Genomic DNA, 25,156 nt, shown 5'->3' with positions numbered 1-25,156 from the left:
CAAGATGTCTGTGAGCCTTATTGTGACCGGGATCGTTATTGCTAGATCGAGAGTTCTGTCTGCTTCCTTTTTGATCTTATATGCCTTGCTCACAGGATGTTCGGGATATCTGGTATGTATGGGACGATGCGGAAGAACATTGAACCTGAAAATATCAGAATGAACCAGACAAATGGCTCTCCGGCTGCAAAGAGGTAGCTCTTGTGGTCCTTTCTTGACTTGTCTACCTTGTCCAGATAATTCTGGGCGTAGAAAATTACCGGTACGATCATTAGTGCAGTGTAGGGGAGAGCTCCTATATATGCTTCGTAAATAAGCAGTATGGCTGTTATGAAATTGATCGCAACCAGAGTCATAAGACCTTTTCTGTATCCGTAGATGGCAGGGAATGTGCGAAGGCCTTTCTTCTGGTCACCTTCGATATCCCTTATGTCAAAAAGGATCTGTATCCCTGTCATTCTCAGGAAGACAAAAGCAGAGATGATCAGGGCTTCTGATGTTATTGGATATGAGTAGTAAATGAACATGACATAGACAAGTATGGCCCATACCAGTGATACAAAAATATTCTTAAATGCCGTTATCTTTTTTGTCAAACCTTTAAAATATGCCTGATATGTCAATCCGAGGATCAGGATAGCAAATCCTATCAGCATGTTCGGTATGTCACTATAGAGCACATAGATGGAAGCGATGGATATGATGGACCCGTATAATATGTAGGTTATCGTCTTTGAATCATTTTTTCGGAAATAGTTTGCACGCGTTGAATTTGTTTTCTCGTCATCTTCTGTTCCATTGAAATAATCGTACAGGTAGATTATGTAAAATGTAAGGTAGATTATGACCAGGAAATCCCATGTTATGGGAATCGCGAAAAGGATCGAGCACATAAATGCAACACAAATTGCACCGAATGCAAAAAGATGTCCTCCGTATATGAAATCATTCCATAGTTCCTTTATAATAACTAAAGTTTCTCTATATATTCTGTCATTTCTTGTTACATTACCTACTTCGTTCATGTTTCCCCTCTAAAAATATAATGCATGTTCACGAAGTAGCAATATATGGACATCAAATAAATTTTATGTATTCAAAATTATAATTTATGGCATTATATTTTCAAAATATGAGCTTTTAATGAAACTTTAGAAGTATATAAATGTAGTATTTTTTTATCCCGGTTTTTTTATCGAAGAGTTGATAGGAAATAATTTAAAGATTGAATTCAATGAGTCCTGAAAAGGTGATCATCTCATGAAATACTGGCAGCCAAAATTTGAAACAATGGAGCACAATGAACTTCGGGAACTGCAACTTAAACGTTTAAAGAAAACGGCTGCTGCAGTCTATGATAATGTTCCTTTCTACAGGGAGAAGTTCGATGCTTTGGGCATAACTCCTGATGATATCAAGTCCATGGATGACATTAAAAAACTGCCAACTACTCGAAAAACGGACCTTCGTGACAACTATCCTTTCGGTCTTTTTGCTGTTCCTAAGAAGGACATTGTTCGTATCCATGCTTCTTCCGGTACAAGCGGTAAACCTACTGTGGTCGGTTATACTGCCAATGACATTAACACCTGGGCAGACATGATGGCACGCAACTTCACAATGGTTGGTCTTGATGCTACTGATACTTTCCAGAATGCTGTTAACTACGGTCTTTTCACCGGTGGTCTTGGCTTCCACTATGGTATTGAGAGACTGGGTGCCATGGCAGTTCCAAGCGGAACAGGAAATACCGTCCGCCAGATCGAAATGATGGAGGACTTTGATGTTACTGCTATTCACTGTACTCCTTCTTATGGCCTTTACCTTGCAGAGACTGTCAGGGAAATGGGTGTCATTGACAAATTATCTTTACGTGTAGGATGCTTCGGTGCAGAACCATGGTCTTCCAGCACAAGAAAAGAACTTGAATCTGCTTTTAACATTAAGGCATACGACTCCTACGGTCTTTCTGAAATGATGGGTCCCGGAATTGGATTTGAATGTCAGGAGCAGGATGGTCTTCACATCTGGAGCGACCACTATATTGTAGAGATCCTTGATAAAAATGGAGAAGAGGTCGCAGAAGGCGAGAAAGGAGAGATCGTACTCACCTCCCTCACAAAGGAAGCACTACCTGTTATCAGGTATCGTACCGGAGATATTGCCAGGCGCCTGAAAAGCGAGTGTGCCTGTGGACGTACTACTGATCGTATTTCAAGGATACTTGGAAGAGCAGACGATATGCTCATTGTAAGGGGCATCAATGTGTTCCCATCCCAGATCGAGGATGTACTTGTCAGGATCGAGAAGATCACTGACCAGTTCGAGATATATCTTGACAGGAACAAGAAGAAGCTGGACGAGATCACTGTAAGGGTCGAACTTGATGAAGAAGCTTTCACCGGTGAGATCGGGGACCTTGCAACAGTAAAGAGGGTTGTTGAAGGCGAACTCAAGAGCGTCCTGAACATCAGGGCAAACGTTGATCTTGTGGAAAAGGGTACTATCCCCAGAAGCACAGGTAAGGCCAAGAGGGTCTTTGACAGAAGGGAAGCTATCTAACCCTTCATTATTTCATATTATTTCCAGAGGTTTAAGTATGGCACACGTTATGGAGATCCTTGGGAAAACAAGGGTTGTCGTCGAGGATGGAAAGGTTGTCGAAGTTGGCGAGCCACAGCTCCAATGGTGTCCTCTTTTTGAAAAGGCAAGAGGTATCAAAAAGATCACCTGTGAGGCTGTAAAGGAGAACATGGAGTTTCGCATAAGGGACTTCGGTCTTTTTACTGAGGACCGTAAACTTGAGATGGATGTCTTTGTGGGGTTTGGTGCTTCAGAAGTTATGATGACCGGCCTGAAACGTGACATGCTGGATACCACGATAACTGTTTGTGACGGTGCAGGTACTGTAATTACGAATAATGCGACCCTTGTTCAGGGGATGGGTGCAAGGATATCAGGTCTTGTGGAGACCGAACCTATTGACAAGGTCATCAACGGTATCGAGGACAGGGGTGGCATCGTGCTCGATCCTTCAAGTGCAAGTATTGATCCTGTTGGTGGCGTTTTGAAAGCAAGTGACCTCGGTTTCAAGAGGATCGCAGTGACTGTGGTCGACCCTTTTACTGCAAGGACCCTTCGTGAGATCGAGAAAGAGAATGACCTTGAACTTATGATAATCGGTGCACATACAACAGGTCTTAGCAGGGAGGATGCTCTCGAGATAATCAAATATCTTGATATCATCACTTCATGTGCTTCAAAGAACATAAGGGATACAATAAAGCCTCTGGTACAGGTCGGAACTGCTGTGCCTTTATTTGGACTCACTCAAAAAGGAAAGGAGCTGTTGCTTGAACGTGCCAAGGAAGTGGAAAGTCCGATCCTTGTGAACACAATGCCATTACCAATGCTTCCTGAAAAGAAGCAGCCGAAGGATCTTGTCTGATCTTTTCGGCAAAATATTTTTTATGATCTTTAATGACCACTTGCAGAACGACTGCAAAAAATTGATAAATATAAGATATCAGGTCTGATATCACATATCATAAGTTGTTATTTTCTCGTCCTTTGCATCAGAGATCGTTGCAGTTATCATCTTGAATTTTGGTACTCCTGTACCATCGTCAGCGGATACAAGTGCATTTGACCACGGGCTGTTGGTCATGTAGGCAATGCCTTCATGTGCTTCCTCATATTCGGATAACTGAACAGAAACTACGATCCTTGCAAAGCTGTTCTTCAGGATAACATGGCCGTTCTCCTTGAATCCCATCTTCTTCATGTCATTTGTGTCTATCTTTATGACTGCTGAACGGTTGAGGTATTCCTCTCCGCCCCTTGAGGACTCAAGAGCAGTGTTCTGGAATATGTCCCTGTATGTTATGATCTTAAGGTCATATTCAGGAGCTGCAAGAAATTGTCCAAATCCCATTATAATACCTCCATGATGCGGCTAAGTATTTCTTCATCGCTCAGATCGTCAGTAGCTATCATCGGCTTGAACTCGACCTCAACACCGTCCATTCGTATGGCAGTGCCACCACATTCAGAACCACTGGTAACAGAAGCTATTGCTACCTTCGCTTTTCTGGACGTCATTGTCACACAGGGATCGATGGTTATCACAGGGATGTCAAGAAGTTCTTTAGCAATACTTCCCGGCAGGCTTGACATTGGATCAGATCCTATTACAAGGGCTGCATCCACACTCTTTGTTCTCAATAGTTCAACAATTGAGCATTGCGGACCATGCTCGACATCACTTTCCTGGAATCTTGCACGATTGATGTATCCCGTTTCCTCATGCAGATTATGGTCAAATCCACGCATGTTGTACTGTCCCACCATTGGTATGAGGTGGAAATTCGAGACCTCGTTGAGTTTGTTCATCAATCTGACAAGAGGTTCAACATCTTGAATGGAATAGATCAGCCCAAGACCGACACAGATGGTACCGAACTTTGCTTTCTTTAACATGTTGGCAAGTTCCAGTATCTTCTTTGGTCCCATTCCAAAGGAGACCTTCGGGACCTTTCCTGACAATGCAGCGACAAGCGCATCGATCAGTTCCTCATCTGCCTGTGGTGGTATCTGGTAGAACTTGTCCCCGCATATGATGGCGGTATCAGATTTTCTCACATCGATACAGATAGCGGTCCTGTCTTCTTCCCAGCCACGTTGCCTTTCTTTTCCGCGAGGGAAGTATGTGTATTTTGAGAGATGACGTGGATGTGAGTTCGAAGGGTCTGCACCCCAATAGATAATCACATCTGAATAGTCTTTCACTTCATCCAGTGTGCATGTTTTGATCCTGTTTCCAAGGATCGCTTCAATAACGGGTCCCTGGCAGAACGAAGATGTATCATCAATATATGCATTTGTCGTTTTTGCCAGTTCTATAGCTTTTTTCTGGGCACCGGTGGTAGAGTTTCCCATGCCGAATATCAGGGGGTTGCTGGCATTTTTAAGTATGCTTGCTGCTTCCTTTATCGCATCATCGATGTTGACATTGCTTCCATCAACTTTGCACTCTGCAGGCTCAGCGCACTCTTTTAGGCGGGCTACACCCTTTAAGCAGGCATTGTTAATTTTTGAGAGTTTGTTATCAGTTACTTCTATTTCGATATCATCACAAAGAAGTGCACAACCTGTACAAACGTAATATTCCTGTTCCACTTATCTCACCACGTAGTTTCAGACGAACTCTATTGCTTTTGTCGGACATGTCACTATGCAGCCGTTGCACATTATCTTGTTCTTTCCAAAACGGCGGCACTGGTTAACATTGGAGAGACGTACAACACCATTCTCAACTCGCAGGATGACATTTTCACTGGTAGGGGCTTTTCCTGAACCTGCTCCATGGGGATCTTCTGCGACGTTTACAGGGCAGGCGACCACACAGTTACCGCATCCAATACATTTTTCCGTATGGACGATCATCCCGGATTCAGAGGCTTCGCCTGAGGGTGTGATCATTTGTGAGAGCTTCTCATAGTTTTCCTTGAACTTGTCCTCTTTCAGAGGCGGACAGTCATCTATGGTAACTTCTCTTGAAAGAAGGGCAGCTCCAAAAGCCATGCATGTGGCTTTCCCACATTGCTTACAGTTCGTTTTTGGGAGAAGCTGGTATATCTCCAATGCATTTGTCATAGGTTCACCTGATAAATATTCTCATATCAATAAAAGATCAAAAAAGGTGTTCGATCTTAATCTTCATCTTCCTTCTTGAAGAACAGATCACAATGACAGGAACCATCGGTCTCGATCTCATCCTTATGGTATATGCAAGGACAAATTATCTTTTTGTCTTCGAGTTCATCGCCTGTGACTATCCTGCATGGACAGTAGTTCTTTCCGTGAGTGTCCTTGTTCTTTGCTATTCCTTCGAGGACAAGGTCCCTCATCTCTTCATCAGGGTTAAGCATATAGCCGGCTTTATCGGCATATTTGGTAGTCCATGCATGGACATCTTCTTTTTTAGTTTTACCTTCGCTCATAATTCTCACTCTGAATAAGTGATTCTTAATAAATCATTCCAAAAGAGTTTCAAGCTTCTCTTTCAGTTTCTCTTCTTCGACAAATCCAACTACGTTTGTCACCATTTCCCCACTCCTGAAGAACAAAAAGGTTGGTACTCCCACGATCTTGAACTGTTTTGCGATGCCGGGTGAGTTCTTGAGATTGATCTTTACGAACTTGATCTTTCCGTCATATTCTGCTGCTACCTTTTCAAAGATCGGTGCCATTTTTCTGCATGGTGGGCAGGTCTTTGTAAAGCAATCCACTATGACGGGTAAATGTGAATTCACGACCTCATTATCGAATGCACGTGTATTTATTTCGTAAAGGTTCGTACTGATCTCCTCTACTATTGGTTCGCTGCTTACAGTTGCTTTTTCTTTCCCAAACAGGTTGCTGATAAAGTCTCCCAATCCCATATATTACACCTTCTTGCTCTAGGTTTAAACTTAAGCTTAAGCTATCTTACAAATAATTTTGTCTGCAATGCCTGTCAGTAGCTCTAATATCCATTGATATTTTAACACTTTCCTTTGTAGAACATAAATAAAGCATATCTGAAAGTACATATCTATTTCGATATTGATATCTGAGGTTATGTGATGGCATTGAGTGGCAGGCTCTCAAATTAATTTCAAGAATTCTATATTCTCAGTATATGGCTATTCTGACATAAATATAACTGCATATAAACCGGATTTTCCGAAACAGCTATATTTTTTAAAAACGTTTTTATAATATAAATAAAAAATTAATCTAGTAATAATTATAGTTATAATTAAGATCGTCTAGTACTGCTGGGGAGTGGGAATGATAAGTAAAGAAGAAGATTATATCGACTTGGTTTTTGATTCACTTATCTCGGGTGTTGTTGTTATTGATGGCAAAGATCATGTTATAGTTGATATTAATGAAACAGCTATTAAGATGATCGGAATTCCAAAGGAAGATGTCATTGGTAAAGTGTGTCACAAATATATTTGTCCTACTGAGATCGGACATTGCCCTGTTTCTCATCCGGGTCAACTTATAAACCAATCTGAACGCATTCTTCTGAACTATAAGGGCGAATCAGTTCCTATCCTGAAAAGGGTCAAGAAGGTAGAGAAAGATGGTCATATGTACCTGATCGAGAGCTTTATAGACGTTTCAAACCTTAAAGAAGCAAAAGAGGAAATTTTAATAAAAAAAGGTAATTGATCCTATTGCAATGGCAGATCTTTTATCATCACATCATTAAGGATGATGCTGGAGATCCGGTTTTTCTGATGGCTTTTTTTGTGGACATCACCAATATTGATGAGGCAAACCTGGCTACCAAGTAAAGACTTGAAACTGGAATAGGCATAGTTTCGCTTTCTTTTCTGGTCACATCTATTAAAAAGTATCGATGAGTTCATAATCTAGCTCTTGATATCGTTTGTTATGTATGGAACAATATATGGAGTTCTATTTTTGGATCAGGTAATGACGGAAATTGGATACATAACATGTTTGATCACCGAATTAAATGGGTTAATAGTAAAAAGATGATCTTCAGTTCATCCGGACAATATATTTTTCGAGTAGATTAACAAATTTCAATTGTAACTCGATCTATGCTTAATATGACTGGCATAGGTTCTGTAATAATATGACTATTTTTCTATTTTATACTAAAATTTAATAGCAAAGTTTATAGTAATTAATGGCATACTCAATAGAGTCATCATCATAATGTACTCACAAAATGGGGGGGTAAACGATACACAATGAAGAAAAAACAGTTGATGTTGTTTTGGATTCACTTATCTCGGGTGTTGTGATCATTGATGGCAAAGATCATGTTATAGTTGATGTGAACGAAACAGCTGCAAACATGATCGGGCTGCCAAAAGAAGATATCATTGGTAACGTGTGTCATAAATATATCTGCCCCGCTGAGTTTGGTCAATGTCCTGTTGCTCATCCTGGACAAATTTTAGATCGATCTGAATGTGTACTTTTAAATTATAAGAGTGAACCAATTCCAATTTTGAAAACGGTCAAGAAGGTTGAGAAGGGTGACGATCTATACTTGATCGAGAGCTTTATAGACATTTCAAACCTTAAGGAAACAGAAAATGATCTTTTAGTCAAAGAGAATGCTATTGATTCATCGATCAATGCTATTTTTCTTGCTGATCCTGAAGGGATTCTTACCTATGTCAATCCTTCTTTCCTTGAATTGTGGGGATATGATGACGAAAAAGAGGTCCTTCGAAGATCTTCCGTAGAACTGTGGCAGGATAAAAGCATAGCAAAGAAAATAAAAAATGAATTAATTTCTGAAGGTAGCTGGACTGGGGAATTACTTGCCAGAAAAAAAGATGGTACTGCTTTTTCAGTAAATTTGTCAGCCAATACTGTATTTAATGAGTTCGGGGATCCGATTTGCATAATGGCTTCTTTTGTGGATATTACTGAGATCAAAAAAGCAAATCTGCTTATCGAACGAAAGCTCGAAATTCAAAGAACTATCTCTTCTATATCTTCCATGTTCGTATCTTCTAAAAATATTGATGATACTATCAATGTAGCTCTTCAAAAGATCTGTGAATTATGTGGATGCAGCAGAAGTTATATTTTTAGATTCAGTAATGATGGGGAACGGATGAATAATACTCATGAATACTGTCCTGAGGGTGTTACTCCACAAAAGGAAAGTCTTCAGGATCTTCCGGTAAGTATGTTTCCCTGGTGGATGGACAAACTCCATAAAGGCGAGTTGATCCACATTACAGATGTTTCAACTTTGACAGAAGAGGCGTCTGCAGAGAAAGAGATCCTTGAAATGCAGGATATAAGATCTCTGGTAGTTTTGCCTTTGTATATGAATAATCAATTGGTAGGTTACCTTGGTCTGGATAATGTCCTAAATACCGGCGAGTGGACAAAAGAAGATTTCGATATTCTTAATATGGTTTCTCAGATAATAGGTGCAGGTCTTGAATGTAAAAATGCTGAAGATATGCTTATAGCTGCAAAGATCGCTGCTGAAAATGCTAATCTGGCCAAGACCGAATTTATAGCAAATATGAATCATGAATTGAGAACTCCACTCAATTCGATCATAGGGTTCTCGGATGTTCTGTACAATGAGAATTTTGGTACTTTAAGTGACATCCAAAAAAAATATCTGCACAATGTTATTAAAAACGGCAACCATCTTTTAGAAATAGTTAATGATCTTCTTGATATTTCAAAGATCGAAGCTGGTAAGATGGAGCTTTTCCCTGAAAAGTTTGCTATACTTGATATCATCAGTGGGATAACGTCGACCATGATGCCTCTTGCAAAAAAGAAGAATATTGCCCTGAACTGCAGCATCAATATGGGAGATCTTTCTATAGTGGCAGATCCATTGAAGTTCAAGCAGATCCTCTATAATCTTGTAAGTAATGCGATCAAGTTCACCGGTCAGGGTGGCTTGGTGACAATAGGGGTGGACAGGTCTGACAAATTAATTTCTATTTTTGTAGAAGATACCGGAGTAGGCATCTCACAAAAAGACCTAGGTAAATTGTTCAATCCTTTCATTCAGGTGGATTCATCAAACTCAAGAGAATATGGTGGCACAGGGCTTGGTCTTGCTCTTGTTAAGAATTTTGTGGAGATGCATGGCGGGAATGTCTGGGTTGAAAGCGAAGTTGGAAAAGGCAGCAAGTTCACTTTTACGATACCAGTTGAGGACGAGATCATCAGCGAATAAGTACGCTTTATTTTTTTGAATTATAAGCCATATCTGGTGATAATTTTTGATGAGTGCATATTAATGTTATCTGTTTCCTTTAAATACTATCAGATATTACAAAGTGACCATCATGTCAAAGAGCAATATCTCCAGAAGACAGGCACAGTATGCAGGTTACATCTTTTTCATTCTTGCTTTCGTAGCAGTGGGCTTCCCTCTTATGGAACCACTCGGTTTTAAGATGCTTATTCTCATACCGGCAGCTTTTGCAATTGGAATGGTGGGCTTCTGGCTCGGTGGCCTTGTCCACAAGAAGATGCAGGATGAGTAATTTCAAACTGCAGTAACTAAAATAGACATTAATATGTTGTTGATACCACAGCATCAGATGAATTCCGGTTCATCCAGTTCAACATCCAGTACAGGCAGATCGATAGGCTCACCATCGCCATTGTAACATTGCCAGCTGTTCTCATCATAGGGTTCCCCTACAATTATGTGGTAGCTTCCTGTCTTCCCGAAGAGCCGAAGGTCGGCCTTTGAAGGGGTTATATTAGGTCCGGGATGGCTATGTACCGATCCCACGGATGATACGTTTGGCATCATGAATAATTTGATAACAGCATTCTGATCACTGGTCTCGGTTCCCGGAAGTATGAGGACCTCCGCGATCACGTCTTTCTCCACCTGTAAAAGCCCGGCAAACTCGTTCGGGGCTGATGCTTTGCTGACACCCAGGATGAACTCCAGCGTTTCACGTGCAATGCCATTTACTTTCATAATAAGAAATTGTTTTCGAAGATGATATAGTTTTGCTGAAGTTTATTTTCTATATTAATATCTGCAATTTAAAAAAGCAGCAGATAGAGTCCTGCAGAGATAATTGCGCCTATGAAGGTGGCTACAAAATTGACACCACTGTTGGACAACACTCCTCTACTCTGGAGGGTAGCACCCAGAAGGCTGTCGACATTCGTACCCAGGAATCCACCTGCGATGGTTATGAAAAGGGCTGCGGTGATATTATCAACCATACCGAAAGCCACTGCAAGGATAGCGATAACTGCAGATCCGCCTATTGAGGAGAGCTCACCTAGCAGGGTGACACCGCCGTCAACACCTGTTTTGACCGGCCTGAGGGTGGTTATCATCCTTGGCTTCTGGTTGGAGGTCGTACCTATCTCGCTGGCAAGGGTATCTCCTGCAGCGGTTGCTACGGTCCCGAGGTATGCAAAGATGATCAGTTCGCCATATTGCGGGTAGATCCCGTATGCTATTGCAAGTATGAGGGCTGCTGTACTGTTGCTGAAAACATTCTCGTAGGTTCGCACACCGCCTTTTGATTCTGCAATGCCCATGGATTCTTTCAGTTTGTACTTGTACTTGGTGAACATACCTCCAAGTATGAAGAATGTCAGCAGCAGGACGAACCAGTAGATATTGCTGAACGCTATGATGAGGACACCGATGAGGGTGGCACTCAGGGATGCGGATATGTCTGCTATCTTCGCATAGTAGGCAAGGTATCCCAGGAACAATGAGAACAGAAGGGCGAATAATATTTGCTGGGGTGGTATGGAATAGCCAAAGGAGACGAAAAGCCACATTGCCATTCCTGCACCAAGCGGGATGGAAATATTCTCATTTATCCTGGATGGTATGGATTCGAAAAGTGCAGCCGTTATTGAGCCTATTACTGCTACAAAGAATACCAGATTATAGGATATGCCGGAATCCTGCCAGTAGACTATCCATGCACCGGCGATGGATGCGAAGATAATTCCGGTGATAAGCATTGAGATGCTTGAAGGTATGAGATTCAGGATATTTGGTTCATCTTTGTATTTCTTTGAAGGGTATTCATTCTTTGTAAGGGAAATATACTTTGACTTCATGTGGCAGCGAACGATGGTCGCAACACCCAGACCCATGGTTGATATGGTGATCGTCTGCCCTATCACAAAGAGCGGATATGTGGCAGAGAACAGGTTGAGCACAAAGCTTACCAGAAGCAGGATGAAGATCGAAACTACCAGATACTGAGGTGATCGTATCTTCAACATCGGTTCGAACATTCCCAATCTGTCAGGTCTGTCCTCAAGATACCTGATGGTTACAAATAAGGAGAAGAACAGGCCGATAAGTACCTCCCAGCTTACGAATGGGAACAGCAGGAACAGGAACATGAAGGCAAAGGATAGTATCAACTGCCCGTGTGCCTGTGGTTCAGCCTCTGTAATGTGATCCGGTATCAGTTTCATATTCATCGTTTTTAAATTATATATGTATCAGCTCTTTAAGCTGTATTCATTTATATATGTTCTGAAATGTTAAGACCCATTACTTCATCCAGATAGCTGAATACTTCCACAAGGTCATCATACCTGCTCCTTGCATAATCATCCAGCGGAGTCGGCATGTTGTTCACTATCACCAGCTCCCCGCCGTTATCCAGCGTATACAACGGAAGCGAAGCCGCCGGCTGAACCACCAGTGTTGACCCCAGCACAATTATCAGGTCTGCCTTCGAGCTCTCCTCAATGGCCTTCTCGATCACATCATGCTCAAGCAGCTCCCCATAGAACACAACATCCGGCTTGATCAGCCCCCCGCACTCATTGCACATGGGAACCTCCTCCTTCTCAAGAAGCCCCACAACGTCTTCAAAGGAATACTTCTTCCCGCAAGCAAGACACGTATGCCTCGCCGGAGACCCGTGAACCTCGATAACATTCTCAGACCCCGCTCTCTGATGCAACATATCAATGTTCTGCGTGATCACCGCCTTAACGATCCCTCTCCTCTCAAGTTCTGCCAGGGCCTTATGAATGATGTTCGGCTCCTTCCTCTCAAGATCGTATATCAGTTCCCTGGAATGCGTGTAAAAATACGAAGGGTCCTCGTTGAAGTAGTCTATTGAAAAGATGAGGTCCGCATCGAACTTGTTGAAGATCCCGTCCTTTCCGCGGAAATCAGGGATGCCTGAAAGGGTGGAGATTCCTGCGCCGGTCAGGATGACGCAGTATTTTGAGTTTTGCAGGAGAGTGAGGAGTTCTTGCATGGTTAAAGGTGGGGTGGTAATGGTATTTATAGAGGGAAGGTGGGATATTAGTTACATTACTAAAATTGTATTAAGAAATGTGCAAGTGGAAAGACTAAAACTTCTAGTCAAATAGACGAACTTGAAGTATGTGATTCTGTAAGTGAAGAAGAGCTCGCACGTAGTATTCTTCTTGAACTCGAAGGTTATGTCTACGATGGCATGACTACAAGTGAATTTTGTAATTTACTAAAGAATCATTTTGGAGTTGCTGCAAAATTTGAGTGAAACGATGTTTTCTGTATTGAAAAGAAAATATGAAAAAATCTGAGAGTCAGGAAATATAGAAACCAAGTAAAACAAGTGAAATTAAAATGGTATTGCACAATCTTGACAGATATGTCAAGATTCTATGTTTTGTCTGGTTGAGGATTTCTACAAAGCCGAAACCTACCTAAAAGAATAATAATATATTTTTAGAAATTTGATGATTATAACACCTAAATCATTTCAAAAAGTGAATCATTGATTTAATTTCTAAAGTATTTGGTTTGCATACTATCCAAAGTTTAACTAAACGGATAAACTATATCCATGTTTTTTGTGGTAGAAATTTATTTGTTTGAATCTGTTTCTAATTCCGCCATCTTTGATTCCATTGTTACAGGAGACAGGACAACTTCAATGGCAGAAGGCGAGTATATTTCTACTTCTAATTCTTTTGTTTTGAAAGATTCTATTCTTGGAGATAAAATAATAAGAATTAAAAGTATGATAAAAAATATATACATAGTCCAATTTATTTGAAGAAATGGATGCCATATACTTATAACTAGATAAAAAGAAAACAATGCCAAAATAGATAGTGAAAGTAGAGTAAATACAATTCTTTTAACCCAGCAATGTAATGGAGAAGCTAACCACCATTTGATCAAAGGTGGATTTATTTGACAATTCCAGATGTTGCCGAGCAATTCACGAGCATATGGATTCATTGGAAACTTTGATCTGCTTTTTTTTGTTTCTTGAACGTATGTCCTTATCGGATATCTTAATTTATTCCTGAGCAATTCACGAACGTATGTCTTTACTGGAAACCTTGATCTCAACTTGATACACTCTTCCAGCTTTTGTTTAGCTGTAGGATTGTCTTTATTCTTATAGTAAAAATAACCCATAAAATATAGAATATAAGCCTGTATCTCTTCTTTCCCATTCTTTTTAGATAAGTTCTCTGCCCTTTCCAGTTTTCTTATTATTGAGACTATCTTTTCCTGATACATTTCATTTTTTGAAGTCCAGTAAAATTCTGCATTAAGGTAATCAGCATACACTTCCCAGAGAAGATGCAATGGATTTCCCACATCTGAAGAAATAGCCATTTTAAAGGATTTGGCCGCCCCAGAATAATTCTGCTCTTCAATTTTAATTTTACCATCCATATTTAATGCGTAAGCATCTTTCTCATCTATATCAAGTGCATTTTTAACTTCTTCTTTACTTTTATCAATATTTCCGAGGATGAAATGGAGTTCTCCTAATTTGCTGTGTGCCAAAACATACTTCGGATTAAGCTCAATAGCCACATCGTATGCCTTTATTGCATCCTCGTATTTCCCTAATTTAGAAAGAGAAATACCTTTGTTATTCCAGGCATATACATACTTTTGGTCAATCTCAAGGGCTGCATCGTATGCCTTTATCGCATCTTCGTGTTTCCCTAGTTCAGAAAGGGAAATGCCTTTGCCATTCCAGGCATGGACATGCTTTGGTTCAATCTCAAGGGCCTTATCGTATGCCTTTATTGCATCCTCGTGTTTCCCTAGTTCAGAAAGGTCATTACCTTTTCCATTCCATGCATGGACATAGTTTGGCTCAATCTCAAGGGCCTTATCGTATGCCTTTATTGCATCCTCGTATTTCCCTAATTTAGAAAGGGAAATACCTTTGTTATTCCGGGCATATACATACTTTTGGTCAATCTCAAGGGCCTTATCGTATGCCTTTATTGCATCCTCATATTTCCCTAATTTAGAAAGGGAAATACCTTTTCCATTCCATGCATGGACATAGTTTGGCTCAATCTCAAGGGCCTTATCGTATGCCTTTATTGCATCCTCGTATTTCCTAAGATCAGAAAGGACATTACCTTTGTTATTCCATGCATGGACATACTTTTGGTTAATCTCAAGGGCCTTATCGTATGCCTTTATTGCATCCTCGTGTTTCCCTAATTTAGAAATGGTATAACCTTTTCCATTCCAAGCATCGACATACTTTTGGTCAATGTTAAGAGCCTTATCGTATGCCTTTATTGCATCCTCGTATTTTCCGAGTTCAGAAAGAGCATTACCTTTGCCATTCCAGGCATGGACATGCTTTGGCTCAATCTCAAGGGTCGTATCGTATGCCTTTATTGCATCCTCGTGTTTCCCTAATTTAAAAAGGTCATTACCTTTGCCATTCCAGGCATCGACATACTTTTGGTCAATGTTAAGGGCCTTATCGTATGCCTTTATTGCATCCTCATATTTCCCTAATTTAGAAAGGGAAATACCTTTTCCATTCCATGCATGGACATAGTTTGGCTCAATCTCAAGGGTCGTATCATATGCCTTTATTGCATCCTCGTGTTTCCCTAGTTCAGAAAGTGCATTACCTTTTCCATTCCATGCATGGACATAGTTTGGCTCAATCTCAAGGGCCTTATCGTATGCCTTTATTGCATCCTCATATTTTCCAAGATCATAAAGGACATTACCTTTGTTATTCCAAGTATCAGCATTCTCTGGATTCATAGTCTACCCTTTAGTTAGAACTAAAGTCTACTTCCCTTAAACTCTCCATGTAAAAATAAGGCATTTTAATAAAACTTTCGTATACATTCTTCATAATATTCAATTGTACACATAAATATTAGTTCCCAATAAGAAATTAATACGTTCATATATTAAAAATATTGTTAACAAATCTTTAAATATTAATTTTGTAGTGATTCATTCATGGAGGTTCGAATGTTACCTCCGACATTGAGGGTGGGTATATATAACGTGAAAAAAGTGTACGCTTTTATTTTGTGCTGAAATGATCCGGTTTTCATACGCCAGAAGCTCTTGTTGAAATTCTAAACTTTGATTTTTGTTACAATTACGAAAATCACAGGATCAGTATAATGTCAATAAATCTCAATCAGGATTGGCATTACATCAAGAAAGATCTGTTAGAAATAATAGCATGAATATTTTAATCCCTCTCCCACCGACTATATTCAATACCCCATCTTCTTCCTTTTTGAAATCAACAAATAAGCCTCACCAAGAAGCAACAACACAATACACCCAATCGTTGTATTGATAATTGCAGGATACTGATACCCAAATCCTTCAGGGGAAGTGTGCTTTAGCAATATTCCTGAATAAGCCCAGACAATAACAAGCCCGTAGGCAACATCCCTGTTCTTCAGCATTGTTGCAAGGCCGATAACAAGTCCTAAAGCAATTACTATAACAGTCCAGGAAGCGTCACTCAAAATGAAGTCTTTCCAGCCCAGGCTGACAAGAAGTACAGTGGCATTGGCAATGGTTGCTACGGTGATCCATCCGAAGTAAACGCTGAATGGAAGTCTGATAAAGAAATATTCGTTCTTAGAAAACTGTTCCCTGCTTGTCAACTGATTTATCAGGATCAGGCAGATGAGGATCACGATCATCAGCAACATGGATAATGGGATTATTTCATAGTGCCATGCGAAGATCCAGGATGCATTGGCAATGGAAGATACAGAGAACAGGATTCCGAGTTTATAGATGAGCTCGGTCTTGTCGGTGGTTGTGTTTCCCTGAAAAATACCAAGCTGGTAAAGTGTGTATCCACCCAGTAAGAGGTATATGATTCCCCAGATCGCGAAGGTCGCTCCTGCAGGGGCAAATAGATTGGGATAGGAGTCTGAGAGCTGGCCGGTGGTCATGTCATTGATGGGGAGAATGTTGGCCAGTGCATTGACTGTAATCATTATCAGGAACGTTACTGCTGTGATGATTTTTATTATTTGTTTTCTTTGATCTGTGTTCATGATAACTTTACTCCCCCACTAATGCGAATACAGTATGATTTAATCTGTTAATATTTCTTTAAATAACCTTTTACAAAAGTCACAACTTGTTCTGCTGGAATTTCGGTTTTCAAGGTTATGAAAATTGAAAAATTGAAAATTTATAATTTTCACTTGCAGATGAGGTGAAAATAGAAAAATTTATATTGGCTGTACATTCTTATAATATATTTGTACTAATAATTTTATATGTTGGAAGAGGGGCACTAAATTGGTTTTAAACATAATGCAGGTTGATCAATCTGAATTAACGGCCGGAGAGAAAAAGGTCGCTAACAAGATTAAACAAATCTACAAAGACGCAACATGGAATGCATATCTCTATTATCAACCTCGCATTAAAAAGTGGAATCCGGATTTCATTTTAATTGATGACTACAAAGGCGTTTCTATCATTGAAGTTAAAGATTGGAGTTTGGAATATATTGATGAAATAAATCCATTGAGTGCAATTGTCAATGGTAAAACCAGGCATAATCCCATCTATGTAACAAACCAATATTTTAATGCTGCAAAAAGTAGATTACAGAATCAAGCTGCACTTGTAGACGATAAGCATGAGCTGAAATATGGTTTATATTCAAATTTAGTTCTTCCTAATATAAAGTCACACGAGCTTGAAGAGTATGAGGACTGTTTTTTCCAGCCCCCTTCAAACTGCATAACATCTGAAAATATAACTGATCTTACTATCAACGATCTCTTTTCTGAAGAAGTTCAGTATATTGATAGACATGATTTTTCAGTTATGAGGGGCACTTTCTTCCCGGAAATCAAAGTCAAGACTGTACAGAAAGAGATCTGGGAATACGGCAGAAAGAAAATAACTGAAAATAGTACTATAAAAACTCTTGATGAAGAACAGGAAAAGTTTGCAAGAAGGGTCCCATATGGACACTATATGGTTTCTGGCATCCCCGGAAGCGGTAAAACTGTAATTCTTTTGGCCAGAGCTGTACATCTTGCCAGAGATAATCCAGACTGGAAAATTAAGATCCTGACATATAATAATTCACTGGCAGATAAGCTGAAAAGTAAACTTGCATCAATCCATGAAGATCTGGATCTTATGGGAGTTAATTTTCAGAATATTGAAATATCCACCTTCCACAGCCTTGCAAAATCAATTGCAGACGTTGGTATTGTGTCAAAACCTCTCCCAGATAATTACTGGGAACTAATATTACCATACAAAGCTATCGAAAAAGCACAAAATGTTCCTCCAATTTATGATGCGATGTTGATCGATGAATATCAGGATTTTCATGTTTCTTGGATGAAGCTTTGTTTACTGTTATGTCGAAAGCATGATCACAATGGTCAACAAACTGAAAACCTATTTTTAGCAGGCGACAGGCTGCAGAGTATTTACAATCCTTCAACTCACAACTGGAAAAGTTTGGGGATCAATATTGTAGGAAGATCCAAACTTCTGAAAACGTCATATCGTTCCGGAAGCACTCACGTGAATCTGGCTTTAGACTATTTAATGGAAAATCCATCAACAAAGAAGGAAGTAGAGAACTTCTACGAGGGGAGAGACGGAATTTGTTGCAATTTTGATATTGGCAACAATCTTGAGTTTGTTAAAGGTAATTTCAAAGTCATCAATGAACTATTGCAGGAATTATTTAAGAATCAGGATTATAATCCAGAGGATGTGCTCGTTTTATTCCCAAATAATTGGCTTCGGGATGAACTCTACAAATCGTTGGACAATAACCTGAAATCAAATACTGTAGCTTCAAAACATTTGAACGACAAAAAAATGAATTTTGTCACATATCATTCTGCTAAAGGTATTGAAAGTAAAGTTTGCATCCTTATGGATGTGGATAAGATCAAAGACAAGAAGCTTTTGTACGTAGGAATGACTCGTGCTTCTGAAAAATTGATAATTCATTCTCCAAATTCTGAAGGTGGATCTGTTTTTAATGAACTGCTAAATTGCTACAAAAAAATAACCGGAAATGAACCTGTAGTTCTTGAAAAAGAAAAAGTAGCTAAGAAAGAGACAGTTTTCGAAAAGAAGAAAGCAGTTAAACCCCAAAAAGAGACCATTAAGGCTCAAAAACATAATTTTGTATTGAATAATGATCGAAAAAACAATTCCAATAAACAAACAAAAGTAGAAACTAAAGACGAGCCTAAAATAATCAAAAAGTTCGGATTTGAAATAAAGAGTGAAGAAATAGATGAACCTATTGGAAGAAAGGATGGAATCATAAGGTCAAAGCTCAAGAAGCTTAGAATCATCAAATAATGTATATATGGATTTGAAAATGTATGCCAAAAAAGAGATGAAATAAAATATCCAACGACTGTCCAAAAGTGAAATAAAGTTAATACTAAAAGTAATCTTTACACATTTTGTAAATCAACAAATATATATATTTTAAAAGATTATTGCAAATTACATGGCGTGGTTTGCATTAAGTTCATTCCAAATTCTTACTCTTACAGCTATATTAGTACCATCTTTGGCAACAATATGGGTCGTTTTCCTTCAACGGGATTTAACTGAAAAAACCATTGTTTTTAAACAAGATTTGAAAAAATATGGTCGAGAAAAGTCTTTAGAACTCTTCAATGACATCCAAGAATTCTGTAAAGATTCCGAAAATGAAGGAGATGAACAATCATTAGAAATTATTATGACTTTCATGGATGATTGGCAAGGGAAAAACGAAGCAATTTCTAAACTATTGAAAAATGAAGATTCTATCTATAAATCTGGTAAATACGTATTAATATTGTTAGCTGCGCTGTTCTTTTCAGGAATATATAGTACTTCAAATCCAGAGGGTATGATTTTTGGAACAATGTCGAGAATCGAAGCAACACAAATCTTATTTCTACTTGAGTCGTCACTCATTTTTTTGTGGTTTTACAAAATATATAATTTTGGAATCATATTAAATAAAGTCCAATCTAGGGATATAGAAGATATTGAAGAATTAATAGAAAAAACAATTGATAATATGGAATAACAATTCCCTATTATACTAATCACTCCTCCTCCCCCCACTCACAGATCCCCTTAAAATCACAGAAATAACAATTCGGCTCCCCATCAACCTCAAAATCATCCCTCAAGACCCTTGCAACCACAGCATTGATCTCATCCACCACCATCCCGATCCTCTCCTCATCAACATCCATCATCCTTAGTTCCTGCACCTCGGGGTTGACGTAAAGCAATCCGGCTTGTACCGGGAGCTTGCCGTACATCTCCTTCACGGCCAGGCAATAGAGAGCCAGCTGGACATAGTCTTTCAGCTTGCTCTTTGGGAGGGTGGTCTTGCCGGTCTTGTAGTCTATGACGATGTATTCGCCTTCCTGTGTCCGGTCTATCCTGTCGATGACTCCTCCGAAAATGGCACCGTTCAGGTCGAGGTCGAACCATTCTTCCACTGCAACGGTCTCGTTGGGATTGTCGGCTTCAAAGCGGAACCAGAAGTCCAGCATCTTCTTCATCTTGCTGTGTTCCTGGTTTTCCAGGGTACTGGAGGGGAATGCTGTAGGGTCCCATATATCATCTAGCAATTTGTTGGCTGTGGTGATGTCAATGGATTCTCCCTTCATGTCCATCTGGGACAGTTGTTCGTAGACGGAGTGCACGTCTGTCCCGACCTGGAAATAGGCCTTCTGCGGCGTGGGAATGTTGAGGACTGTCCCGTACTTGAACTTCAGCGGGCAGTCCTGGTATGTCTTGATCTTGGAAGCGGAGAATCTCATGTTCGGGTCCACAAGGGGCGGGATATTGTTATCGATCAGGTCCTCCAGTTCCTGCGGCTGCTTGGGGTTGACCTGCAGGAAATCCTTTGCATCAAAAGCAGACAGGTTGCCTTCATCCTCGATCTCCCTCAGCTGGGCGAGGACCACAAGGGATTCCAGGGCCTGCTTTAACTGGCCCTGCTTTGAATACATGCTGAGCATCCGGAGGTATTCGTCCTTTTTCTTCATCAGGGGTGAAACCTCCTCGACCTCGCTCTTCTTTTCGAACTGCTCTGCTTCGATATACTCGATCAGCGGATTTGACGTGTACTCAAGCTGTGCAAGGAACTCGCTTGGGGAGACCTTCCTTTTGTTGCCTTCATACTTCTCAGGGAACATCAGGTAAAGTTCTTCCTTTGCCCTTGTCATGGCAACATAGGCCAGCCTTCTTTCCTCCTCAAGGTGCAGCACCTTCTCGTCCACATCCCTCTGCCTGCCCTTGGAGAGCGCTTTTGGCACGGTGAAGGCCTTTCTTCTGTAGGTCAGAGGGAGGTGCCTGGTGGCCATGTCGCAGACGAACACCACCTTCGCTTCCTTGCCCTTGGACTGGTGGATGGTCATCACCTTCACAGTATCCTCCTCGCTGGACACTCCCTCATCCAGGTCCAGGCCGAAGACCAGCTCCAGGTCCTCAACCACGGTATCCAGTTCACTGCCACCATCAACGAGCTCAAGGTCTTCCACAGTGGTGACAAGGGAGTTCAGGATGGAAATGTTCCTTCTGGACGCCTGCGTATCCTCCTGCAGCTGTGTCCTGTAGAAGTCGGTCTTCTTGGACAGCATGTGCTTCACAGTATCCGATGGCAGGTGGCTTTTTTTGTATTCTATCAGCTCATTGAGCCGGGATACGATCGACCTTATCAGGTCCTTCTGGCTGATGTCAAGCTCGTCAAGGTGGTAGAGCAGCACGGAGTATATCCCGTCGCCTGTATCGCTGTCATCCCTGCTGATCTTCAATGCCTGAAGGTTGATCTTCTGCAGGTTATGCTCGCTCAGTCCTTCCCTTGACAGTATCTTTGCAAAGGCGATTCCGTTGTTGAACGGATCGGCCACCACGTGGAGGTATGCCATTGCTTCCCTCACCACCGGGAAACGGTTGAGCTGGATGCTTCCCACAAATTCCACAGGCACCATCCTCTGCTTCAATGATTCGCTGAACTTCTTTCCGTCAGCCCTTTTTCGTGTAAGTATGAATATCTCCCCCGGCCGGACACCTTCATTGATCATGTTAGTGATCTCTTCAGCGACCCACTCTGCCTCGCTCACATCATCAGGCGCCTTGACCACCTTTACCTCGCTCTTCTCGCCATTGTGGGCCGTGAGTTTCTTCTCCTGCCTCTGCGGGTTGTTCGCAATGAGCTGCTGGGACAGTTGCACGATCTGTGAGCTTGACCTGTAGTTCTTCTCAAGCGGGATCTTCTCAAGGGTGTGGTAGTATTCCTGCAATTGTTCTATGTTAGCAAGATATGCTCCTCTGAAAAGGTAGATGCACTGGTCATCGTCAGCCACACAGGTCAGGTTATTGCCATCAGCTATCAGGTGCACGAGGAACAGCTGTGCGAAATTGGTGTCCTGGAACTCATCCACCAGAACATAGTCATATCTGGATCTCACCATGTTCCTGACAACATCATTCGTCTCAAGGAGGTTGCAGGCCATGGTGATCATGTCGTCGTAGTCAAGGAATCCGTTGTCACTCTTGTACTGCTGGTAATGCTCATAGAACCTTGCAAGGTCGCTGAGCTTTAACAGAACATCCCTTTCACCTTCGTCGATGCTCGCATCTTCCAGATTCCTGCCTGCATATTCGGCCAGCTTTTCCGGTGAGACAAGGTGGTCCTTCAGCTGGGATACTCCTTCCAGCAGGCTGGTAATGAGGTCGTATGGCTGTGTGGGGATGGCAAGGTTCTGAAAACCGAAGGAATCGATGTTCTTGATGCCCCAGACGTGGGAGTGTTCCTTTGAGATCAGCTTTGCGTTCTGGTTAATTCCAAGGTACAGGGAGAACTCGCGTATCAGGTCATTGCAGAATGAGTGGAATGTGGAAACCGTGATGCTGCTTCCAACGCCTATTTTGTTCTCTATCCTTTCCTGCATCTCTCCGGCTGCTTTTTCGGAGAAGGTTAGTGCAAGTATCTTTTCCGGGGAGAGGTTGTTTTCAGTTAGGTCTACAACTTTTTCTGTGATGGTGAATGTCTTTCCTGAGCCGGGACCTGCGAGGATGAGGAGTGGGCCTTCGGTGTATGTGACTGCTTTTTGCTGATTATCGTTGAGTTTGGTGGATGCCAATTTTAAGTGCCCCTGTTTCCTTTTTGGTTGACAAATATTATGCTAAGCATCAAAGATTTGATGTATGTTATACTTTACTATTTGTTTTAATGGTTTGAGGAAGGTATTCTAAAAAGCAATGCTGATGCAAATCGGCATTAATATTTGATCGTTTGAAACGCCGAATCACCCTTGTAATAAATCCGTGTCACAAATTGACACACAACGTATAAATACGAGTGAGCTGTTGTAGGGGTGCTCTCAGTGAGCTGGTCGCTGTCGATTCTGACACGATCTATTGAGAGTTCGAAAAACGTCATACATTTCGCGTATATCGACACATTCTCCAAAAATGTGTCATAATCTTCCGATCAGGAAGGTATATATGCGATGAGATGTATTATGAGAATCCCGCACAACGTGCGTGGAATTTCAATCACCTCCATTTCAAAATCATTAGTGGAGACCGGAGCTTTTCCGGTCTGACGTTGAAAGTGGCAGTTCGGTTAATTCTGACTGATAGTGACTTTATCTATCAAAAGAACTAACCAACTATTGTGCAAAGAAAACAACTCTCTAATTAAACAAAAGAGTTCTTTTCCGACAATTCTTAGTTAACTTCCAAATTTTGTGTGCTTTAACAAATAACTCTGGTTGATCCTGCCAGAGGTTACTGCTATCGGTATTCGACTAAGCCATGCGAGTTAAATGTTCTTCGTGAACATAGCGAACTGCTCAGTAACACGTGGATAACCTGCCCTTAGGTTCGGCATAACTCCGGGAAACTGGAGATAATTCCGAATAAACCATTGATGCTGGAATGCTTTTTGGTTCAAAGACTTCGGTTGCCTAAGGATGGATCTGCGGTCTATCAGGTAGTAGTGGGTGTAAGGTACCTACTAGCCTACGACGGATATGGGTTGTGAGAGCAAGAGCCCAGAGATGGATTCTGAGACATGAATCCAGGCCCTACGGGCGCAGCAGGCGCGAAAACTTTACAATGCGGGAAACCGCGATAAGGGGATACCGAGTGCCAGCATATTATGTTGGCTGTCCACATGTGTAAACGGCATGTGTTAGCAAGGGCCGGGCAAGACCGGTGCCAGCCGCCGCGGTAACACCGGCGGCCCGAGTGGTAATCACTTTTATTGGGTCTAAAGGGTCCGTAGCCGGTTTGATCAGTTCTTCGGGAAATCTGACAGCTCAACTGTTAGGCTTCCGGGGAATACTGTCAGACTTGGGACCGGGAGAGGTAAGAGGTACTACAGGGGTAGGAGTGAAATCTTGTAATCCCTGTGGGACCACCAGTGGCGAAGGCGTCTTACCAGAACGGGTCCGACGGTGAGGGACGAAAGCTGGGGGCACGAACCGGATTAGATACCCGGGTAGTCCCAGCCGTAAACGATGTTCGCTAGGTGTCAGGGACGGTGCGACCGTTTCTGGTGCCGTAGGGAAGCCGTGAAGCGAACCACCTGGGAAGTACGGCCGCAAGGCTGAAACTTAAAGGAATTGGCGGGGGAGCACTACAACGGGTGGAGCCTGCGGTTTAATTGGACTCAACGCCGGAAAACTCACCAGGGCGACAGCAAGATGTAGGTCAAGCTAAAGACTTTACCTGAATCGCTGAGAGGAGGTGCATGGCCGTCGTCAGTTCGTACTGTGAAGCATCCTGTTAAGTCAGGCAACGAGCGAGACCCGTGCCCACTGTTGCCAGCATGTCCTTCGGGATGATGGGTACTCTGTGGGGACCGCTGGTGCTAAACCAGAGGAAGGTGCGGGCTACGGTAGGTCAGTATGCCCCGAATCTCCCGGGCTACACGCGGGCTACAATGGCTGGGACAATGGGTTCCTACACCGAAAGGTGATGGTAATCTCCTAAACCCAGCCGTAGTTCGAATCGAGGACTGTAACTCGTCCTCGTGAAGCTGGAATCCGTAGTAATCGCGTTTCAACATAGCGCGGTGAATACGTCCCTGCTCCTTGCACACACCGCCCGTCAAACCACCCGAGTGAGGTATGGGTGAGGGCACGGATTTTGTGCCGTGTTCGAACCTAAATTTCGCAAGGGGGGTTAAGTCGTAACAAGGTAGCCGTAGGGGAATCTGCGGCTGGATCACCTCTAAGCAACGATCCGCACAAAGCGGATCAACGCTATCAGTCAGAAATCGATAAACTGCCACTTTCGACAAACCACTTCAATGAAACAAGATTTCGCTGGAAAAAA

At 41.6% G+C, this 25,156-nt stretch carries 19 protein-coding genes, 1 rRNA gene and 1 pseudogene; 9 read left to right on the top strand and 12 right to left on the bottom strand.

Features of this window, described 5'->3' with window-relative positions; genetic code table 11:
- Positions 1-89 precede the first annotated feature (89 nt).
- On the bottom strand, positions 90-1,025 hold the full coding sequence (locus J7W08_RS05265; RefSeq protein WP_233085579.1) for a UbiA family prenyltransferase: 936 nt from the start codon (positions 1,023-1,025) through the stop codon (positions 90-92).
- A gap of 235 nt (positions 1,026-1,260) precedes the next feature.
- Here J7W08_RS05265 and J7W08_RS05260 point away from each other — a divergent pair, with 235 nt between their 5' ends.
- Both J7W08_RS05260 and J7W08_RS05255 read left to right on the top strand, forming a co-directional pair.
- Positions 1,261-2,562 carry a phenylacetate--CoA ligase family protein gene (locus tag J7W08_RS05260; protein WP_233085578.1) on the top strand — a complete coding sequence of 434 codons (1,302 nt, stop codon included), beginning with the start codon at positions 1,261-1,263 and terminating at the stop codon, positions 2,560-2,562.
- 37 nt (positions 2,563-2,599) lie between these two features.
- A complete protein-coding gene (locus tag J7W08_RS05255; RefSeq protein ID WP_233085577.1) occupies positions 2,600-3,448 on the top strand; it encodes a methanogenesis marker 8 protein in 849 nt (282 codons plus the stop codon).
- A gap of 90 nt (positions 3,449-3,538) precedes the next feature.
- Here the strand turns inward: J7W08_RS05255 and J7W08_RS05250 are convergent, their stop codons facing one another.
- Genes J7W08_RS05250 through J7W08_RS05230 form a run of 5 tightly spaced genes read right to left on the bottom strand, consistent with a single transcriptional unit; the run spans position 3,539 to position 6,443 of the window.
- Positions 3,539-3,934, bottom strand: coding sequence for a molybdopterin dinucleotide binding domain-containing protein (locus J7W08_RS05250; protein ID WP_233085576.1), 396 nt, complete (start codon positions 3,932-3,934; stop codon positions 3,539-3,541).
- Positions 3,934-5,178, bottom strand: coding sequence for a formylmethanofuran dehydrogenase subunit B (locus J7W08_RS05245; protein ID WP_233085575.1), 1,245 nt, complete (start codon positions 5,176-5,178; stop codon positions 3,934-3,936). Before J7W08_RS05245 ends, J7W08_RS05250 begins: the two co-directional genes overlap by 1 nt.
- A gap of 18 nt (positions 5,179-5,196) precedes the next feature.
- On the bottom strand, positions 5,197-5,655 hold the full coding sequence (locus tag J7W08_RS05240) for a (Fe-S)-binding protein (protein WP_233085574.1): 459 nt from the start codon (positions 5,653-5,655) through the stop codon (positions 5,197-5,199).
- Positions 5,656-5,711: 56 nt separating this feature from the next.
- Positions 5,712-6,002: a ferredoxin-thioredoxin reductase catalytic domain-containing protein gene (locus J7W08_RS05235; protein ID WP_233085573.1), complete on the bottom strand. Its 291-nt coding sequence runs from the start codon at positions 6,000-6,002 to the stop codon at positions 5,712-5,714.
- A 33-nt stretch (positions 6,003-6,035) separates the two neighbouring features.
- Positions 6,036-6,443, bottom strand: a complete 408-nt coding sequence (locus tag J7W08_RS05230; protein ID WP_233085572.1) for a thioredoxin family protein — start codon at positions 6,441-6,443, stop codon at positions 6,036-6,038.
- Positions 6,444-6,834: 391 nt separating this feature from the next.
- Between J7W08_RS05230 and J7W08_RS05225 the strand changes: the two genes are divergently transcribed.
- From J7W08_RS05225 to J7W08_RS05215, 3 genes are all read left to right on the top strand, one after another.
- Positions 6,835-7,224, top strand: a complete 390-nt coding sequence (locus J7W08_RS05225) for a PAS domain S-box protein (protein WP_233085571.1) — start codon at positions 6,835-6,837, stop codon at positions 7,222-7,224.
- A 577-nt stretch (positions 7,225-7,801) separates the two neighbouring features.
- Entirely contained in the window at positions 7,802-9,754 is a 1,953-nt protein-coding gene (locus J7W08_RS05220; protein WP_233085570.1) for an ATP-binding protein, read from the top strand.
- 112 nt (positions 9,755-9,866) lie between these two features.
- Positions 9,867-10,067 carry a hypothetical protein gene (locus J7W08_RS05215; RefSeq protein WP_135607268.1) on the top strand — a complete coding sequence of 67 codons (201 nt, stop codon included), beginning with the start codon at positions 9,867-9,869 and terminating at the stop codon, positions 10,065-10,067.
- Positions 10,068-10,120: 53 nt separating this feature from the next.
- On the opposite strand, the gene J7W08_RS05210 is transcribed toward J7W08_RS05215, so the two are convergent.
- The 3 genes from J7W08_RS05210 to J7W08_RS05200 form a co-directional block, all read right to left on the bottom strand.
- Positions 10,121-10,516 (bottom strand): Mov34/MPN/PAD-1 family protein, encoded by a 396-nt coding sequence (locus J7W08_RS05210; RefSeq protein WP_233085569.1) that lies wholly within the window; start codon positions 10,514-10,516, stop codon positions 10,121-10,123.
- Positions 10,517-10,584: 68 nt separating this feature from the next.
- Complete coding sequence (locus J7W08_RS05205) at positions 10,585-11,997, bottom strand: TIGR00297 family protein (protein WP_233085568.1); 1,413 nt, start codon at positions 11,995-11,997, stop codon at positions 10,585-10,587.
- 50 nt (positions 11,998-12,047) lie between these two features.
- Positions 12,048-12,797, bottom strand: coding sequence for an NAD-dependent protein deacylase (locus tag J7W08_RS05200; RefSeq protein WP_233085567.1), 750 nt, complete (start codon positions 12,795-12,797; stop codon positions 12,048-12,050).
- A gap of 250 nt (positions 12,798-13,047) precedes the next feature.
- Here J7W08_RS05200 and J7W08_RS05195 point away from each other — a divergent pair.
- Positions 13,048-13,234: pseudogene (locus J7W08_RS05195) on the top strand (IS5/IS1182 family transposase); the annotation flags it as partial.
- A gap of 156 nt (positions 13,235-13,390) precedes the next feature.
- Here J7W08_RS05195 and J7W08_RS05190 read toward each other — a convergent pair.
- Positions 13,391-15,574 (bottom strand): tetratricopeptide repeat protein, encoded by a 2,184-nt coding sequence (locus J7W08_RS05190; RefSeq protein ID WP_233085566.1) that lies wholly within the window; start codon positions 15,572-15,574, stop codon positions 13,391-13,393.
- Between the two features lie 470 nt (positions 15,575-16,044).
- The gene (locus tag J7W08_RS05185; protein WP_233085565.1) at positions 16,045-16,848 is read right to left on the bottom strand and encodes a TspO-related membrane protein; all 804 of its coding nucleotides are present in this window, start codon (positions 16,846-16,848) and stop codon (positions 16,045-16,047) included.
- Positions 16,849-17,098: 250 nt separating this feature from the next.
- On the opposite strand from J7W08_RS05185, the gene J7W08_RS05180 reads away from it, so the two are divergent.
- Together J7W08_RS05180 and J7W08_RS05175 are read left to right on the top strand one after the other, a co-directional pair.
- On the top strand, positions 17,099-19,150 hold the full coding sequence (locus J7W08_RS05180; RefSeq protein WP_233085564.1) for a UvrD-helicase domain-containing protein: 2,052 nt from the start codon (positions 17,099-17,101) through the stop codon (positions 19,148-19,150).
- Positions 19,151-19,304: 154 nt separating this feature from the next.
- Positions 19,305-19,877 (top strand): hypothetical protein, encoded by a 573-nt coding sequence (locus J7W08_RS05175; protein WP_233085563.1) that lies wholly within the window; start codon positions 19,305-19,307, stop codon positions 19,875-19,877.
- 19 nt (positions 19,878-19,896) lie between these two features.
- On the opposite strand, the gene J7W08_RS05170 is transcribed toward J7W08_RS05175, so the two are convergent.
- Positions 19,897-22,953 carry an ATP-dependent helicase gene (locus tag J7W08_RS05170; protein WP_233085562.1) on the bottom strand — a complete coding sequence of 1,019 codons (3,057 nt, stop codon included), beginning with the start codon at positions 22,951-22,953 and terminating at the stop codon, positions 19,897-19,899.
- Between the two features lie 626 nt (positions 22,954-23,579).
- Between J7W08_RS05170 and J7W08_RS05165 the strand changes: the two genes are divergently transcribed.
- Positions 23,580-25,054: ribosomal RNA gene (locus J7W08_RS05165) — 16S ribosomal RNA — on the top strand.
- Positions 25,055-25,156: the final 102 nt, after the last annotated feature.

The sequence above is a fragment of the Methanococcoides orientis genome (assembly GCF_021184045.1).
Classification (GTDB): Archaea; Halobacteriota; Methanosarcinia; order Methanosarcinales; family Methanosarcinaceae; genus Methanococcoides; species Methanococcoides orientis.
The sequence above is the reverse complement of the archived record's forward strand: the minus strand, read 5'-3'. Positions and strand labels throughout refer to the sequence as shown.

Bases quoted from the DNA above. Each gene is read 5' to 3' on its own strand.
- J7W08_RS05265 (WP_233085579.1), bottom strand. From the start codon at position 1,025: ATGAACGAAGTAGGTAATGTAACAAGAAATGACAGAATATATAGAGAA.
- J7W08_RS05260 (WP_233085578.1), top strand. From the start codon at position 1,261: ATGAAATACTGGCAGCCAAAATTTGAAACAATGGAGCACAATGAACTT.
- J7W08_RS05255 (WP_233085577.1), top strand. From the start codon at position 2,600: ATGGCACACGTTATGGAGATCCTTGGGAAAACAAGGGTTGTCGTCGAG.
- J7W08_RS05250 (WP_233085576.1), bottom strand. From the start codon at position 3,934: ATGGGATTTGGACAATTTCTTGCAGCTCCTGAATATGACCTTAAGATC.
- J7W08_RS05240 (WP_233085574.1), bottom strand. From the start codon at position 5,655: ATGACAAATGCATTGGAGATATACCAGCTTCTCCCAAAAACGAACTGT.
- J7W08_RS05235 (WP_233085573.1), bottom strand. From the start codon at position 6,002: ATGAGCGAAGGTAAAACTAAAAAAGAAGATGTCCATGCATGGACTACC.
- J7W08_RS05230 (WP_233085572.1), bottom strand. From the start codon at position 6,443: ATGGGATTGGGAGACTTTATCAGCAACCTGTTTGGGAAAGAAAAAGCA.
- J7W08_RS05225 (WP_233085571.1), top strand. From the start codon at position 6,835: ATGATAAGTAAAGAAGAAGATTATATCGACTTGGTTTTTGATTCACTT.
- J7W08_RS05215 (WP_135607268.1), top strand. From the start codon at position 9,867: ATGTCAAAGAGCAATATCTCCAGAAGACAGGCACAGTATGCAGGTTAC.
- J7W08_RS05210 (WP_233085569.1), bottom strand. From the start codon at position 10,516: ATGAAAGTAAATGGCATTGCACGTGAAACGCTGGAGTTCATCCTGGGT.
- J7W08_RS05205 (WP_233085568.1), bottom strand. From the start codon at position 11,997: ATGAAACTGATACCGGATCACATTACAGAGGCTGAACCACAGGCACAC.
- J7W08_RS05200 (WP_233085567.1), bottom strand. From the start codon at position 12,797: ATGCAAGAACTCCTCACTCTCCTGCAAAACTCAAAATACTGCGTCATC.
- J7W08_RS05190 (WP_233085566.1), bottom strand. From the start codon at position 15,574: ATGAATCCAGAGAATGCTGATACTTGGAATAACAAAGGTAATGTCCTT.
- J7W08_RS05185 (WP_233085565.1), bottom strand. From the start codon at position 16,848: ATGAACACAGATCAAAGAAAACAAATAATAAAAATCATCACAGCAGTA.
- J7W08_RS05175 (WP_233085563.1), top strand. From the start codon at position 19,305: ATGGCGTGGTTTGCATTAAGTTCATTCCAAATTCTTACTCTTACAGCT.